This window comes from Haloferax mucosum ATCC BAA-1512, assembly GCF_000337815.1.
In the GTDB taxonomy this organism is placed as follows: domain Archaea; phylum Halobacteriota; class Halobacteria; order Halobacteriales; family Haloferacaceae; genus Haloferax; species Haloferax mucosum.
The window spans coordinates 539627-555555 of record NZ_AOLN01000018.1 but is presented as its reverse complement, the minus strand read 5'-3'; the positions used below and the strand labels follow the sequence as shown (position 1 = coordinate 555555).

The 15929-nt window shown below is 63.0% G+C and carries 15 protein-coding genes; 4 read left to right on the top strand and 11 right to left on the bottom strand.

Features of this window, described 5'->3' with window-relative positions:
* Positions 1-54 precede the first annotated feature (54 nt).
* Both C440_RS15490 and yjjX read left to right on the top strand, forming a co-directional pair.
* Positions 55-843, top strand: a complete 789-nt coding sequence (locus C440_RS15490) for a helical backbone metal receptor (RefSeq protein ID WP_008321593.1) — start codon at positions 55-57, stop codon at positions 841-843.
* 21 nt (positions 844-864) lie between these two features.
* Positions 865-1392 (top strand): inosine/xanthosine triphosphatase, encoded by a 528-nt coding sequence (yjjX, locus tag C440_RS15485; RefSeq protein WP_008321592.1) that lies wholly within the window; start codon positions 865-867, stop codon positions 1390-1392.
* Here the strand turns inward: yjjX and aglD are convergent.
* Positions 1384-3258, bottom strand: coding sequence for a flippase domain-containing glycosyltransferase AglD (aglD, locus tag C440_RS15480; RefSeq protein ID WP_008321591.1), 1875 nt, complete (start codon positions 3256-3258; stop codon positions 1384-1386). The two genes, yjjX and aglD, sit on opposite strands and share 9 nt — an antisense overlap.
* Before the next feature lie 262 nt (positions 3259-3520).
* Between aglD and C440_RS15475 the strand changes: the two genes are divergently transcribed.
* Complete coding sequence (locus C440_RS15475) at positions 3521-3790, top strand: DUF7123 family protein (RefSeq protein WP_008321590.1); 270 nt, start codon at positions 3521-3523, stop codon at positions 3788-3790.
* Between the two features lie 263 nt (positions 3791-4053).
* Here C440_RS15475 and C440_RS15470 read toward each other — a convergent pair whose 3' ends face one another.
* The 7 genes from C440_RS15470 to pyk all read right to left on the bottom strand — a co-directional run bounded on the left by C440_RS15470 (position 4054) and on the right by pyk (position 12007).
* A complete protein-coding gene (locus C440_RS15470; RefSeq protein WP_008321589.1) occupies positions 4054-4680 on the bottom strand; it encodes a winged helix-turn-helix transcriptional regulator in 627 nt (208 codons plus the stop codon).
* 122 nt (positions 4681-4802) lie between these two features.
* Positions 4803-6062, bottom strand: coding sequence for an SPFH domain-containing protein (locus C440_RS15465; RefSeq protein ID WP_008321588.1), 1260 nt, complete (start codon positions 6060-6062; stop codon positions 4803-4805).
* A 104-nt stretch (positions 6063-6166) separates the two neighbouring features.
* Positions 6167-6778: an NfeD family protein gene (locus C440_RS15460; RefSeq protein ID WP_008321587.1), complete on the bottom strand. Its 612-nt coding sequence runs from the start codon at positions 6776-6778 to the stop codon at positions 6167-6169.
* A gap of 60 nt (positions 6779-6838) precedes the next feature.
* On the bottom strand, positions 6839-7957 hold the full coding sequence (locus C440_RS15455) for a restriction endonuclease (protein ID WP_008321586.1): 1119 nt from the start codon (positions 7955-7957) through the stop codon (positions 6839-6841).
* Between the two features lie 118 nt (positions 7958-8075).
* On the bottom strand, positions 8076-9821 hold the full coding sequence (locus C440_RS15450; RefSeq protein WP_049915910.1) for a DUF7282 domain-containing protein: 1746 nt from the start codon (positions 9819-9821) through the stop codon (positions 8076-8078).
* 145 nt (positions 9822-9966) lie between these two features.
* Complete coding sequence (locus tag C440_RS15445) at positions 9967-10185, bottom strand: DUF7312 domain-containing protein (RefSeq protein ID WP_008321584.1); 219 nt, start codon at positions 10183-10185, stop codon at positions 9967-9969.
* 64 nt (positions 10186-10249) lie between these two features.
* Complete coding sequence (gene pyk / locus C440_RS15440; RefSeq protein WP_008321583.1) at positions 10250-12007, bottom strand: pyruvate kinase; 1758 nt, start codon at positions 12005-12007, stop codon at positions 10250-10252.
* 176 nt (positions 12008-12183) lie between these two features.
* Here pyk and C440_RS15435 point away from each other — a divergent pair, with 176 nt between their 5' ends.
* Positions 12184-13008 (top strand): cytochrome b family protein, encoded by an 825-nt coding sequence (locus C440_RS15435; protein ID WP_008321582.1) that lies wholly within the window; start codon positions 12184-12186, stop codon positions 13006-13008.
* Positions 13009-13016: 8 nt separating this feature from the next.
* Here the strand turns inward: C440_RS15435 and C440_RS15430 are convergent, their stop codons facing one another.
* From C440_RS15430 to metG, 3 genes are all read right to left on the bottom strand, one after another.
* Positions 13017-13310, bottom strand: coding sequence for a hypothetical protein (locus C440_RS15430; RefSeq protein WP_008321581.1), 294 nt, complete (start codon positions 13308-13310; stop codon positions 13017-13019).
* A 74-nt stretch (positions 13311-13384) separates the two neighbouring features.
* A complete protein-coding gene (locus C440_RS15425; protein WP_008321580.1) occupies positions 13385-13690 on the bottom strand; it encodes a hypothetical protein in 306 nt (101 codons plus the stop codon).
* 93 nt (positions 13691-13783) lie between these two features.
* Complete coding sequence (metG, locus tag C440_RS15420; RefSeq protein ID WP_008321579.1) at positions 13784-15877, bottom strand: methionine--tRNA ligase; 2094 nt, start codon at positions 15875-15877, stop codon at positions 13784-13786.
* Positions 15878-15929 lie beyond the last annotated feature (52 nt).

The following is a 15929-nucleotide window of genomic DNA, read 5'->3' as shown; positions in this document are numbered from 1 at the left end:
CAACGCGCGGACGCGACACCTATTTTTCACGGCCGTTCGTTCTGCGGTGTACGTATGACCGGGACTCCGCGTATCGTCTCTCTTGCTCCGAGCGCGACGGCCATCCTCGACGCCGCCGGGCTCGCATCGCGCGTCGTCGGGGCGACCGTTCACTCACCGTTGGACCGCCCCGCCGTCGGCGGCTGGTTGAACCCCGATTTCGAACGAATTGCGGCGCTCGAACCGGACGCGCTCTGTACCTGCGACGACCTCCAGTCGGACGTCGCGGCGGACGCCCGCGACCGCGGCTTCGACGTCGTCCACGTCACTCCCGAGACACTCGACGACGTTCTCGACACGTTCGCCGTCGTCTGCGACGCCGCTGGCGACGCAACCGCTGGTGCGGCGCTCGCAGTCGATTGTCGCGCACATCTCGACCGCGTCGCCGCGGCCGTCGAGAGCGCCTCTCGACCGTCGGTCTACTGCGAAGAGTGGGCCGACCCGCCGATGGCCGCGGGTAACTGGGTTCCGGACGTTGTTCGCGCCGCTGGTGGCTCCTACCCGTTCCTCGACGCTGGCGTGCGTTCCCGCGAGGTCACCGCCGACGACGTTGCGGCCGCCGACCCCGACCACGTGGTGCTCCACCCGTGCGGAAAAGGCGAGCGTGGCGACCCGGCGGCGTTTGCCGCCCGCGAATGGGATGTCGATGCCGCGGTTCACGCGGTCGATGACTCGCTTCTCAATCAGCCGAGTCCCGCACTCATGTCCGGCGTGGACACGCTCGCGCGTCTCTTCCACCCCGACGCCGACCTCCCGGCGCAGTGGTCACCGCCGACCGAAACGGAATCCGATGGAGAGATATGACCGCCGCGACGCCGTGACGATATGGACATCGCGGTCGGAAGCGGCAACCCGGTAAAGCGACGCGCGGTCGAACGAACCTGTCCCGATGCGAGTGTCGTGGCAGTCGCAGTCGATTCGGGCGTCTCGGAGCAACCGACGGGCCACGACGAAACGATCACGGGTGCGGTGAACCGAGCGCGTCGCGCCCGGTCTGAGACGGACTCCGACCTCGGCGTCGGCATCGAAGGCGGCGTTTCGACGTTTTCCGATAGCACGGACACGTCCGAGAGTGACCGCTACCTCGTCATGTGGGCGGCCGTCACCGACGGTGAGCGAGTCGGCCGCGCGGCCGGCCCGAGCTTCCTCCTTCCGGACCGTATCGCCGACAGAATCCGCGCGGGCGAAGAACTCGGTCCGGTGATGGACGACGTGCTCGGGACTGACGAAATCGCCAAAAAAGAGGGCGCGGCGGGCGTGTTCACCGGCGGGCGAGTTACCCGGACGGACGCGCTCGAAGCCGCGGTCACGGGCGCGCTCGCGCCGTTCCGTTGTGACTTGTACCTACTCTGATTCTGCGAGTTCGTGTTCGCGGTCTCGAACGTCAGCGCTCTCTTCGACTGCTGTCGTCAGCGAGACGTTGAGCGAGAGCATCGAGGCGACGCCGCCGACGATGGTGACGCCGTTTTTCACCGCGTGGTCGAGTACCGCCGCGGCGAGCGCCGCGGGCGGTGCGACCGGGGCCAACGCCGCCATGAAGACGGTGAAGGCGATTTCGTAGAGTCCGACGCCACCCGGTGAGAGTGGGAGCACCTTTGCGAGATTCCCGACGCTCACGGCGAAAAAGGAGACGCCGACGAGGAGCACCGGGTCGATAGAAACGCCGAGCGCGAGGAGAACCACGACGGCCGTCACGACGTCGATCGTCCAGATGGCGAGGCTCGTCAGGCCGACGCGTCCGAAGGCGCTTCGGTTGCCCGCGACCGCCTGTAGGTCGGAGACGAACTGCTCGATGACGCCCGCGACGTACTCGACGTAGGAGTCGGAGGAGAACCGGCCGACGAACGCCCGGACGACGTTGCGGTCCGCCCGCGCCGACAGCGCGATGCCGAGGACGCCGAGGATGGCGACGACGCCGACGCCGGAGGCGACGTAGGCGACCGTCCGCACGTCCTCAGCGGACACGTCAACACTGCCGCCGCTCACGCCGGTTGCGAGGACGGTTGCGATGTCTTCGAGACCGCCGGTCGCGGCGAGACCGATGAGGACGACGCCAGCGAGGCCAGCGATAGTGAGCAGGTCGAAGACGCGCTCGACGGCGAGCGAGGCGAAACCGGACGGATACGGGATGCCGCGTCTGGCTTTCACCACGTACGCGCGGACGGCGTCGCCCGCGCGGGCTGGAAACACGAGATTTCCGGTCTGGCTGATAAAGATTGCGCCAGTGAGGAACCCCGATTTTTCGCGGTAGCCGAGTTCTCTGAGGATGTCGCGGTAGCGGACGCCGCGGAGCGGCCACGACGCGAGATAGACGACTGCGGCGACCGCGACGAGCGTCGGGTCAGCACCGCTCAGAACCGCCAGAACCTCGCTCGGGTCGATGTAGAGCGTCATCAACGCGAGTGCGGCGACAGTGAGGAGCAAGCTGGCGACGATGGTCACCCGGCGGGTGATTCGCGGCCGAACCGACAGTTGCCACCACGTGCGCATGATTTGGCTTCCCATCCCGAGGATGTCGCGGACGAGATCGACCTTCGTGTCGCCTTTCGGTTCCCAATCGACCGGGAACTCGGCGACGCGGAACCCGCCGCGCTGTGCGCGGACGAGCATCTCGGTGTCCCAAAACCAGTGGTTGTCTTCGACGTCGTCGCGGAGCGTTTCGAACACCTCTCTACTGAACGCCTTGAATCCGCACTGGTGGTCGCGGAGGTCCGACCGGAGGAAAAACCGAACCAGCCCGTTGTAGGCGCGGCTCGGGACCCCGCGTTTCGACGGCCGGTCCGCGACGTTCTCGGGCATCCAGCGGGAGCCGGTCGCCACGTCGTACTCGCCGGAGCGAACGCATTCGACCAGTTCTTCGAGGTGTCGCATGTCCGTTGCGAGGTCGGTATCAAAGTAGACGAGCGTGTCGCCGTCGGCGGCTTCGAACGCGCGTTCGAGCGCGCCGCCGCGACCGAGCCGTTCGTCGCTGTGATAGTGGCGAATTCGGTCGTCTTCGGCGGCCAGCCGGTCGGCAATCGCCGGCGTCTCGTCGTCACAGCCGTCCTCGGCGACGATAACCTCGAACGCGTCGGACGGGAGGAACCATTCGAGCGTCTCGACCGTGACGCGGACCGTGTTCTCGACGGTCTGCGCCTCGTTGTACGCGGGGAGGACGACGCTCACTTCGACGCCGGCCGACGCGATGTCGGGCGAGCGTCGGTCTGTCGGGCGACCCATTGTCGTCGTATGGCCGCTATCTGCGTATGTATTTTCTGTCTCGCGTCGTCGAACGCGACTGGTTCTCTGGCAGTTTCTCACCGTTCGTCCACCAGAGACAATTGCCGGGAGTCGTCACAGTACACACCCTGTTAGGCGACTGTACCTGCGGTGGTGTACGCACCCCCTGCGAAGCGCCTTTCATCGACGGAAATCGCAAGACAGCGCCGTGTTAACCTCCCGTACCAAACCCCTGATAGTCGTCTCGCTCCTGTGTGTAGATATGAGCACGACCGCCACCACATCCGCGGTCGAGGGCGACGTCCTCGATGCCGCAGGAAACCTCTCCGAGAAACAGCGCCGCATCCTCGAATACCTCCGAACCAACGCCGGCACGCAGACGTACTTCAAATCGCGCCTCATCGCCGAAGACCTCGACCTCTCGGCGAAGGAAGTCGGTGCGAACATGCGCCCCATCCTCGACGGCGACTTCGACGTGACCGTCGAAAAGTGGGGCTACTCGTCTGGAACGACGTGGAAAGTCACCGTCTGAATCCTCCTGACGCTGTAACAGCGCCATCACACCGGAACGCCGTCGTCTCCCACTTCGCGTTCCCCCCGCTTTTCGGGTTTTCATCGACGACCAGCGGCGTCGCTCGTGACTGCCGAAGTACACAGCGTTGCCAGTCGTCGCTCAAGTGAAACGACGAAGACGGGACAAAACGGGCGGGACAGAACGGAGCGGGTCGGAGCAGGCGGAACAGAGTGGAACGGAACAGCACAGCCTCGAAAAGCGGAACTGGTCTCCGCGACGAATTAGGGTTCGAATCGAATGAACCCGGCGGCGTCGTTGGCAAACGACGCGGCGTCGGAGCCAAAAGAGTCGGCGTACCGAATCAACAGCGTGATGACTGTCTCTGGATTGCGGACTTCGTAGCCGTTTTCGCGTGAGAGCAGTCCAACGGCGTCTAATTTCTTCGCGTACGTGCTCACCGTCGCCCGCGAGACACCGAGTTTGTCGGCGAGTGCGCTCCCCGTCGCGTCGGGGTCGCGGAGGAGGTGAATGAGCATCCCACGCGGCGTCTCACGTCGGAGATAGCCGAGTGCGACCTGTTCGAAGTCGGAGAATCGACTCGCGGGGAAAAACCGTTTGTAGTCTCCGTCACGGCGAACGTCGAGCGTTCCCTCGTCGACGAGGTTCCGGAGGTGATACTGCGTCTCTCCCGTTCCTAACTGCAAATCGTCGCGTACTTTGGAGAAGTGCGCGCCCGGTGTGGCGGCGAGGTAGCCGATAATCGCATCCCGGGTATCACTGGAGGAGGAGCCGGAGCCGTCGTCTTCGTCGTCACTCGCTCCGAGACCGACCAACGGCGTGGCGGCTCCGAGTGCGGCGAAGCGGCGGAGTGTGGCCCGCTTGTCTTCGTCTATCCGGCGGTTCGACATCTACTCTCACATAGGAGACGGGTTAAAGAAAAACGCTTCGGCATATCAATCGTCTGAAAACAAAGACGGTCTGTCGATGCGACAGGTTCGAACTGCGGGCCGTAAAACGAGGACCGGGTGGCCTATTCGAGGTCTTTTTCGAACGACATCTCGGCTTCGCCGTCGCCGTCGTCGTCCGTGTCGTCGCTTTGTTGTCCGTTGTTCGCGGACATCTCGTCGGCCGCTCCGTCTTGCGATTCGCCTTCGGAGACGACTTCGTCAGGCGACTTGATGGGTTCTTCTTCCTCGTCGGCTTCGGCGATGACCTCGTCGGGTGACTTGATGTCGTTAACTTCGGCACCGGCCTTGATGGCCTCTGCTTCCTGTTCGAGTTGCTCGACGTTCATCTCGGCCGCCTCGTCGATTTGGCCGAGGATGTCGTCGATGTCGTCGAGACCGAGGAGTTCGCGCGTCTCTTTGTCGAACTCCATGCTGGAGAGACCTTCCATGTCCTGTACGTCAGAGCCGGTCAGTTGCTTCCCGTAGCGTCCCACGAGCGAGGTGAGTTCCTGCGGGAGGACGAACGTTGTGGACTCGCCCTGACCGATGCGTTCGAGCGTCTCCATCCCCTTGTCGATGATGGCGCGCTCGCCCATCGATTCGGCGGATTTCGCGCGAAGGACGGTCGAGATTGCGTCACCCTGTGCTTCGAGAATCTGCGACTGCTTTTCACCCTGCGCACGGATGATGTTGGACTGCTTTTCACCTTCGGCCGTCTCGACGGCGGAGCGGCGTTCACCCTGCGCTTCGAGAATCATGGCACGGCGACGGCGCTCGGCGGACGTCTGTTGCTCCATCGCCTGTTGCACGTCGGCGCTCGGGTTGACTTCGCGGACTTCGACGGACTCGACGCGAACACCCCACTCGTCGGTCGGCTCGTCGAGTTCTTTGCGGATGCGCGCGTTGATTTCTTGACGCTTGTTGAGCGTGTCGTCGAGTTCCATGTCGCCGAGGACGGCGCGGAGCGTCGTCTGTGCGAGGTTCGAAACAGCGCGTTTGTAGTCATCGACTTCGAGGAACGCCTTCTTCGCGTCCATGACCTTGATGTAGACGACGGCGTCGGCGGTCACGGGCGAGTTGTCGCGGGTGATGGCCTCTTGACGGGGAACGTCGAGAGTCTGTGTCCGCATATCGAACGGGTACGTCCGAGAGACGAACGGCGGAATGAAGTTGATACCGGGTTCGAGGAGGCGTCGGTACTCCCCGAAGACGGTGAGTGTCTTCTTCTCGTATGCGTCTACGATTTCCACCATCTGGTACACGATTACGATGGCGAGGATGAGAACGAGGAAGCCGGCGACGACTCCTCCGAATCCCAGTGCTTGGAGAGCTAGTAGTTCCATAACTCGGTCTAGGGTTGGCCGTATGATAAGTATTAGTGTGATGAGCTCGTCACGTCCGACGGTTTTCACCACTCACGGCGGTCGAACCCCCACGCTGTATCGCTCTACGCCTGCTCTGGGTCTTCTTGTTCTCGCCCTCGTTCGCGTTCTCGGTTTTCTTCGAGTTGCTCGCGTCGGCGACGCGCCCGTTCTCTCGCAAGTTCGCGGTCGATTTCGTCTTCGCCCGGCCCGATTCCCTCGACGGTTACGACGTTTCCACCGCCGGGGTCAACGACGACCACCTCGCTTCCTTCTTCTAATTCCCCGTGAACCGACCGAGCGGCGTAGTACGGGTTGAAGCCGCCTTCGTCGAGTTTTACTTCGCCGTTCGTCGGGGTGACGCGCTCCGTGACACGTCCGATTTTTCCGGTCAGCGCGTCCGAATCGCTCGTCTGTTCTTGTCCTTTGCCGCCGTAGAGATCGAACTCGCGGTAGCCGTACAGGGCGAGTCCGCCGAAGACGAAGACGAGCAAGCCGAGAATGAGCGGACTCGCAAACGGTCCAAGGAGCAGTCCGACGAGTCCTGCGGCGAGGAGGGAAACGCCGAGAACGACGAAGTGTGCGCCCGGCGCGAACGCCTCTGCGAGAGAGAGACCAAGACCGGCGAGTACCAAGAGCAACGGCAACGTCTCGGGAGTGATGAGACCGGTCTGCAACGCGAACAGCGGGAGTTCCATACCGGCCCTAGGGCCGTCGCCTGATTAAGGGTTGAGGGTCTGGCGGCTCTCAGCCCCGGCTTAAACGCTCGGTTCGGCCGCGACCGACTCGTCGTGGACGAACGCCACGGTGTCGTTGTTCGCTTCGCGGACGAGCACCGTTCCGGTGCTCGCGTTCTTCGGGACGGTAAAGACGGTCCAGACGGTCTCGGTTTCGTTCGGTGCGAACAGCCCGCCGTTTGCGAACCCGGTCGTGTTCGAAAGCGGTTGATGGGCGTATCGGACCCCGTCGGATTCGAAGACGAGCGAGGACTGTGAAAGCGACCCCGGCGCGGCCTGTTGTGTCGTCACGTTGAGCGCAACGACGACGAACTGCTCGCCATCGGGTGCGGTGTACGAGTTGTTGCCGACCTGTACGGAGTCGGTCGGTTTCGCGTTCCACCGCGCGACCATCGTCGCCGAGTCGCTGGGTGCGCTTGAGAGGGCTGAGATACCGACGCCGCCGGCACTACTGGACCCGCCGAGTCCATCAACCATCGGCCCGAGCGCGGCGACCGACCCGAGTGCGAGGACGAGAAGCAGGACGGCGACCACGACGACGCGGACGCTCGGCGGCGACCCGGATTTGAGGTCGTCGATGGAAGACGGCAATCGCTCCCGGAGTGGGGTGTCTCCCCCCCCGTCGCCGTCGCCCGTGAGTCCCGAGAGTCGGTCGCGGATCGCCTCGATTGGAAGCGAAGCCAGCGCATTCGCTACCGGTTCGGGGAGGTCGAACGGCAATTCGAATTCGACCTCGGCGGTCTCGAAGACGTCGCCGTCGGTGTGCTGTCGGACCGTCTCTTCGAGACCCTCTTCGGCGACCGTCTCCCCGAGCGATTCCCGGTCGAACAGGGTTATGTCGTGGTTCGTTGCGAAGCCCCGAACTTCGTCTGCAAACTCGCCTTGGGTTGCAACGACGATAACGTCTATCTGTCGCTTCTTCGCGTGCGCGACGAACCCCTTGACGTGCTCTTTTTCGACCGTCATCTCGACGGCGGGAAGCACCAGCATCATCCCCTTCGAGCCATCGCTACGTTGTCCCTGCACGAGGTAGCGACCGTCTCCGCGGGGTTGTATGTTGGTCTGCCAGTTTCGTTGCGTCCAGAGGTCCGAGAGGAAGCGAACGAATTTCGTCCCTTCGAGTTCGGTAAGCACCGTCACTGTTCTCCCCCCATCGCGTTCGGTCCGAGTCCGTCCTGTGTGGTCATATCGCGTTCGTGTTCGTCGAATCGGCGTGCAGGGTCGAAATTAAACCTACCGCCGCGAATATCAATCGATGTCACAGTCGTCGTGCCAAAAGCCCCGTCAGTAGTAGCGCGACGACCGCGAGTCCGGGTGACAGCGGAATGCCGGCGTTGGTCCCGGAGTCGTCGGGGTCCAGCGCTGTCCGCTCGACGACCGGATAGGGCGTCGCGGTCGGCGTCGTTGTCGAAGTCGGTTCGGCCGTCGGCGTCGGTGTTGGCGTCTTCGCGCCGGGTTCGAGACGAACCAGCGCGTCGTCTGCGACGATGGTTCCGGCGCTTTCGTTCGTCACGTTGGTCGAATCCGTCGTGTTCGTCGTGTTGGTCACGTTGAACCCGCCCGTTCGGTACGGCGCGTCGAACGCCCGCGAGAAGTTCTCGTCGCGGTTGCGGTCGGCGTAGGCGATTGCGAGCAGACCGCTGTCGGTTAATTGGCGACGGTCGAAATCGACGACGACGTTCTTGTGCGACCCCGGTGGGAGGTACGAACTCGTTCCCAACTGCTCTTCGTCTGCGGTTTCGACGGTGACGAAGCCGCCGACAGAGAGGTTCACCTGGCTAATCGTCACGAACGTCCCGTCCGTCTCCTGATCAACAAACCGGAGGTTCGCGTCGGCTTCGAGGAGTCGCATCGTTCGTTCGGTCTCGTCGCGGTAGTCACGAATCCACATCGGGAACGACTGTCCGCGGTCCTTGGGTGCGAACGTGAGATTTTGTTTGAACGTCCCGTCTTTCTCGACCGTGATGGGGACGAGTTTCAAGAACGGTTCCCCGGGTTCGCGCGCCCGGAGTTCGATTGTCGTGCCGGGTGCGAGTGTCGTCTTCCCGTTTACGTCAACTCGGAGCGATTCCCACGGGTAGACTGTCTCGTTATCGACGTTCAGCGAGACAGTCGATTCCACGAGACGAACCCGAGACCGAGCCGTGATGGTGTCTTCCTCGACGAAATCACTGTGATTTCCGTTGAGCGTCAACCGCGCCTCGTAGGTCTCCTCGTCGCCCTCAATCGGGAGGTCTGTGGTGTCCCAGAGGACGTAGACGACGTCGTTGTCGAAGTCGGGAACGACCGTCGTCCCGTTTTCGGGAGTGGCGATGAACGTCTTTTGTTCGTGATTCGGTCGGACTTCGAGCTGGTTCAACGAGAGTTCGATACCGCTCGCGTTCGCCCCGCCGGACACGTCGTTGGGATTCAGCGCCGATTCGAGACCGCTCTCGTTGAGTTGGATAACCGCGAGGTCACCCTTTGCGACCTTCTCTCGGGGCGTGAGGAGTTCGCGGATGTCTTCGGGCTTCGGCTTCGAGTCGGACTCGTTCACACTCGCGGGTGCGGCGTTGGTCGTCGCCGACGAGTTGCCGCGGGTCTCGACTTCGAGTTGCCCGATAGCGCGCTCGACGCCGCCGATTGTCACGTTCATCATGTACGTTGCCGGTTCGAGAGGCCGCCGAAGCTCGGCGGTGTGGAGGGTCTTGTTCCCGCCGCCGGAGACGTACGTCTCGGGCGCTCCGGTCGAGTTGTAGGTGTCGATAGTGATGGTCGTCGTTCCCGACCCGGAGAGGTTGACGGCCAGATGGTAGCCGTAATCGTCGCCGCCAATGTGGAGCGTGCCCGGCTCTGAGTGCGAGACACGTATCTCGACGACGTCACCACGCGTGACGGTAGTGACGTCTTGGTCGAACGAAGCAGTCGGCTCGTCGGCCGCGACTGCGGGCGTCGGAACCCAGAGCGCCGCGAAGAGAATCAACGCGGCGGCCAACACGGGGGGTGCGCGGGCTGCGTAACTCATTTCGTATATCCCAGTTGGGGAGTTGGCGGTGGTTCCCGTCGCGGTTACATAAACCAATAGGCCCGATTATCAAAATGTAAAGTTGGCGTCGGAATTCCTCCGACTCGGCGGCGTCTCCGGCTTCCGAATCAGACTCGGTCGGTCGCTATCCTGTCGGGAAGATCGTAATTGCGATGAGGCTCGTTGCGAGGAGCACGCCGAGGAGCACGAAAACGATGTTCTCGGTCTGTGGCGACCCCGGTTCAATCGGCAGTTGTTCGACCGCCGGCGACTGTTCGGTGTCGGCAGGACCGGATTCGTCGTCTCGCCACTCCTCTCCGCTTCGTATCTCGTCGTCTGTTTCGGAGGCGGGACCGCGGGACATTAGTTACGGATACGAGATGCGGTGGGAAAGGGCTACCGCACTCCGTTCGTCACGTTCGCTTCGATTACCGACTGCCGCGGTTGTAGCTGATGACGTCGCCTTCGTAGACGATGCCGCGTTCCGCGTGGAGCGTGACGAGCGCGCCTTCCTCGACGACCTTCGGAAGCGGCGCGCCGGAGATCATCGGGATGTCGAGTTCGCGTGCGACGAGCGCCGGGTAGCCGGTCATACCGGCGCGAGCGTCGATGATGCCCGCGAGTTTGTCAGCGTCGCCGTCAAACTCGCCGTCGAATTCGGCCGAGAGCGCGAGTACAGCGCCCTCGGGAACGTCCGAGAGGTCGCCGTCTTCGGTTCGGTAGAGCGGACCTGCAACGCGGCCGCTAACGATTTTGCGACCGGTGGCGATCGGCTCGGCGGCGACGTGGACCTTGAGCATGTTCGTCGTGTTCGTCCCTTCGAGTTCCGTCATCATGCCGGAGAGGACGACGATTGTGTCGCCGGATTCGGCGACGCCAGCGTCGAGCGCGGCGGTGACGGCGTCGTCCATCACGGCTTCGACGCTCGAACTGTAGTCGCAGTACTCGGCGGAAACACCCCACGAGACGGCGAGTTGGCGTCGCGTCCGGTCGTTCGGCGTGACCGCGACGACCGGAACGCCGGGGCGGAACTTCGCGGTCTTTCGGGCGGTGTAACCGGATTCGGAGACGGCGACGACGGCCGCGGCGTTCACGTCGCGTGCGAGGTAGCGCGCGGAGCGAGCGAGCGCCTCGGTTCGGGAGCCTTCGTCTGCGGTCGGGACGCGCTGTTCTTGGCTCTCGTCGTACTCGGGGCTGTTTTCGATTTCCTTGACGATCCGGGACATCGTCCCGACGACGCGGGCCGGGTGGTCGCCGACGGCCGTCTCGCCCGAGAGCATCACGGCGTCGGTGCCGTCGAGGACGGCGTTGGCGACGTCGGAGGCTTCGGCGCGGGTTGGCCGACGGGACCGAACCATCGAGTCGAGCATCTCGGTCGCGGTGATGACCGGCACGCCAGCGGCCTGCGCTTTGCGGATGGTGCGCTTCTGGATAATCGGCACTTCTTCGAGCGGGCACTCGACGCCGAGGTCGCCGCGAGCGACCATCACGCCGTGAGCCGCCTGAATAATCTCGTCGAGGTTTTCGACGGCACCGGCGCGCTCGATTTTGGCGATGATGGGAATCTCAGCGCCGAGACTTTCGAGCGTGTCGCTGATGGTGTACACGTCGTCGGCGTCGCGGATGAACGAGGCGGCGACGAAATCGACTTCCTTCTCGGCGGCGAGTTTCAGGTTCTCGTAGTCCGAATCGGTGATGAGGTCGATATCGAGGTCGACGCCGGGGACGTTCACGCCCTTGCGCGCGCCGAGTTGCCCGCCGGAGTTGATGCGCGTGAAGACGGTCCCGTCTTCGACGCGTTTGACGGTCGCTTCGATGCGGCCGTCGTCGAGGAGAATAGTGTCACCGGATTCTGCGGCCGCGATAGAGTACGAGAGACCGACCGCTTCGGGCGTGGCGTCGTCACCCTCGTAGAACCGAACCTCGCTTCCCGTTTCGAGGTAGATATCCTCCTCGATGGGGGCGGTTCGTACTTCGGGACCTTGCAGGTCGAGCATGGCCGCGAGCGGGTCTTTGGTCGCGTCATCAACGGCGCGGATACTGTCGATGACCTCGGACCGGTGTTCGACGTTTCCGTGACTCGCGTTCATTCGGGCAACGCTCATCCCGGCGTCCGCGAGATCACGAATCGTCTCCCGGTCGAACGATGCCGGACCGAGTGTACAGACGATTTTTGCGTTTCGCATAGCCCGACCTACGAGTGATGAATAAAAAAGCCCGATGATGAACTCGGTGTCGAGTAAGAGGTTCACATACGTAGTCTATGTAGCCGACTGCGACGCCAAAACATCATAATAAATATTGGGTTTGGTCCATGTGGGCACACAGCACGATTTTTGCTCCCTCAGCCCAATGTACAGGTATGTGTCCGACTGACGACCATCCACGACGGACGGATGGTGGGGAAGAAACTGAGAGCGGTGCCGCTGGTGGAACGGTGGGTCCCGCCGTCGATGGTGGTGCGCCGGTGGGTCCAGTTCCGCCGGACGACGAGACACCGACGTTCTACGAGCGGAAGGCCCGCCGGACTGGACTCGCCCGCCTGACCTACGAGTACTTCGAGCGCTCTCGGTACGAAGACCAGACGCTCCGACAATCATCCGACTACATCGAACGCGACGTGCTCGCGTTCCCGACGTGGCCGCACGAGACCGTTCGAAACCTCTCTATCGCGGCGTTCTTCGTCGGGATGATTCTGTTCCTCTCGGCGACGATGCCACCCCACATCGGCGAACCCGCGAATCCGTCCGATACGCCGGCTATCATCCTGCCGGACTGGTACCTCTACTGGTCGTTCGGTCTGCTCAAACTCGAACCGCTGAACCCCGAGCTGGCGATTCTCGGCGGGCAGAAGCTGATGGCCGACCGGACGTTCGGCGTGCTTGCAAACGGTGTCGTTGTCGGCGTCATCGCCATCGTTCCCTTCCTCAACAAGGGGTCCGCACGACGGCCGGTCGAACAGCCGTTCTGGGCGGCCGTGGGCGTCTTCGGCGTGGTGTTCGCGCTGACGCTCTCGCTCATCGCCATCCAGAACCTCATGCCGATGAACGTCGGCTTGCTGTTCGACCTGACGTTCCTCTTACCGGTGGTGTTCGGCATCGTCACCTACGCGGTGCTCAAGACGATGCGCGAGGGCTACATGTACAACCTCAACCGCCGCTACTACCGGCTTCGGCCGCCGAGGTAGTCCGCATCTCAGGGCACTTCGACGGTTGTCCGGTAGATACCGCCGTCGTAACGGACGTAGCCGGGGTCGATGAACTCGTTTCGGTCGGTCCGCTTTTCCAGTGTCACGCGTCCACCCTCGTCGAGCGCCCGGTGAAACACTGCTTGTTGGTCCGGCGAGAGGTTAGCGTACGAGACTGCCCCTTCGCCTTGCGGGAGTTCCTCGACGTGTTCGACCGTTAGATATCCCGTGCCGTTGCTTCCGCCGAGACAGCCCGTCGAGAGGACGACGAGTGCCACGGCGAGTACGATGCTGTATCGCATAGACGGTGCTCAGAGTAGCTACTCAAAGTGACTCCGGTTGCGCCGTGACGTTCGAGACGTAGAGCGCCCCCGACTCAAGACGAGACGGTCGTCCGGTAGATACCGCCGTCATAACGGACGTAGCCGGGTTCGACGAATTCGTTTCTCGCGGCTTCGTTCGGGACTTGGACGCGCTCGCCTGTCGAGACGGCTTTCTCGAACGTCGCTCGCTGGCCGGGGTCGAGGTTCCCGAAGGCGACTGCCCCTTGTCCCTGTGGGAGCGTCTCGACTCGCTCGACGGTCAGCGTTCCTGCGCCGCCGCCGGTGACGGCGGCAACGACACCCACGATGGCCGCGAGCGCGACGACGATTCCGATTGCTTCCCGTCCTCCGATTCGCATGGGCGACGCTCGGGAGTCGGCGCAGTTATTCGCTGTGGTCCGCGTCTGGTATCCGAAAAATAGTGGTCGCGCGTCGATACCGACTCTCGGCGCTTACTGGACCTTCGTGCCCGGAACCGCGTCGCCGTGAGTCGTCAGGATGTCCGCCTCGTCGCCGGCGGCGAGGAGCATGCCGTTGGACTCGACGCCGAACAGTTCGGCCTGTTCGAGGTTGGCGACGATGATAGCTTTCGTGCCCGGGAGCGATTCGAGGTCGTGGAGTTGCTTGATGCCGGCGACGATTTGACGCTCTTCGACGCCGATATCGACGGTCAACTTGGCGAGTTTGTCCGCGCCGTCGATACCCTCGGCGGCGACGATTTCGCCGACGCGAAGGTCGAGGTTCTGGAACTCCTCGAAGGAGATGCGGTCGTCGGCGATGGCTTCGAATTCGAGGTCTGCGTCGTCCATACTCTCTTCGGAGTCGGCAGTGGACTCGTCGCTTTCGCTTTCACTTTCGTCTTCGGACGCCGTGGCCGCGACGCGCTCGGCGAGTTTCTCGTTGAGTTCTTCGACGCGCTCGTCTTCGATTTTCTCGAACAGCGCCTCGGGTTCACTGAAGGTGTCGGCGGGTGCTTCGAAGGCGTCATCGACGCCCGTGTCGGCCACAGCGCCGTCTTCGCTGAGTTGCTCCCAGAGCGCCTGCATCTTGCCGGGAGTGACCGGATAAAACAGGACCGCGATGGCCTTCGCAATCTGGACGCAGTCGCGGATAACCTGTGCGGCCGCTTCGGGGTCCTCGTCGGTGAGTCTCCACGGTTCGTTCCGCTGGATGTACTCGTTGCCGAACTGGGCGAGTCGGACGACCGCGTTACCGGATTTGCGGACCGAGTAGTCGTTGACACCGGCTTGGAACTCAGCGACCGCCTCCTCGATACGGGATTCGACTTCCTCGGAGGTGTCCGTGTCCGGGGTGCCCTCGAAGTTGCGGTACGCAAAGAGCATCGACCGGTAGAGGAAGTTGCCGACCGTCCCGACGAGTTCGCTGTTCACGCGCTCTCTGAACTTCGACCACGAGAAGTCAACGTCCTGCTGGAACCCGCCGTTCGTGGCGAGATAGTACCGAAGCAGGTCGGGATGGAAGCCCTCGTCGAGGTACTCGTCGGCCCAGACGGCGCGGTTGCGCGACGTGGAAAAGCCCTTCCCGTTGAGCGTGATGAACCCGGAGGCCATGACCGCACGCGGTTCGACGTAGCCCGCGGCTCGGAGCATCGCCGGCCAGAAGACGGTGTGGTGCTGGATGATGTCGCGGCCGATGATGTGGACGATGTCGCCTTCCGTGCGCCACGCCTGCTCCCAGTCGAAGGTATCGGAACCGACGCGTTCTGTGTACTGCTTCGTCGAGGCGATGTACTCGATAGGCGCATCGACCCAGACGTAGAGAACGAAGTCCTCTTCGCCGCCGTCGGGGTAGTCGATGCCCCAGTCCATATCGCGGGTGATACACCAGTCTTGCAGTTCGCCTTCGATCCACTCGCGGGGCTGGTTCTGCGCGTTCGAGGTCCCTTCGAGGCGGTCGATGAACTCCTGAAGGTACTCTTGGAGGTCGGAGACGGCGAAGAACTTGTGTTCGCGCTCGCGGTATTCGGCGCGGTTTCCGGTCCGAACCGAGGTCGGGTTCTCGATTTCGCCGGGTTCGAGGTGGCGACCACAGCCTTCGTCACACTCGTCGCCGCGGGCGTGCGCGCCGCAGTACGGACAGGTACCCTCGACGAACCGGTCTGGAAGCCACTGGTCGGCGTCGGGGTCGTAGGCGACCTGAATTACCTTCTCGTAGACGTATCCCTCCGATTCGAGTATTCTGACGATTTCTTGGGTGAGTTCGGTGTTCGTCTCGTCGTGGGTGTGGCCGTAGTTGTCGAACTCGATGTTGAACCTGGGGAACGTCGCTTCGTACTTCTCGTGGTGCCGGAGCGCGAACTCCTCGGGCGTGACGCCCTCTTTTTCGGCGTTGACGGCGACGGGCGTCCCGTGCATGTCCGAACCGCTGACGAAGGTCGTCTCTTGGCCGAGTGTTCGAAGCGAGCGACTGTAGATGTCGCCGCCGACGTACGTTCTGAGGTGACCGATGTGGAGGTCGCCGTTCGCGTACGGCAACCCACACGTCACCACTGCCGGGTGTTCCGTGGGAAAGTCCTCGTGACTCATATGTGTCGTCTATCTCAGATGCGGGCCTAAAGCCCGCCGTTTCGGATGTGTC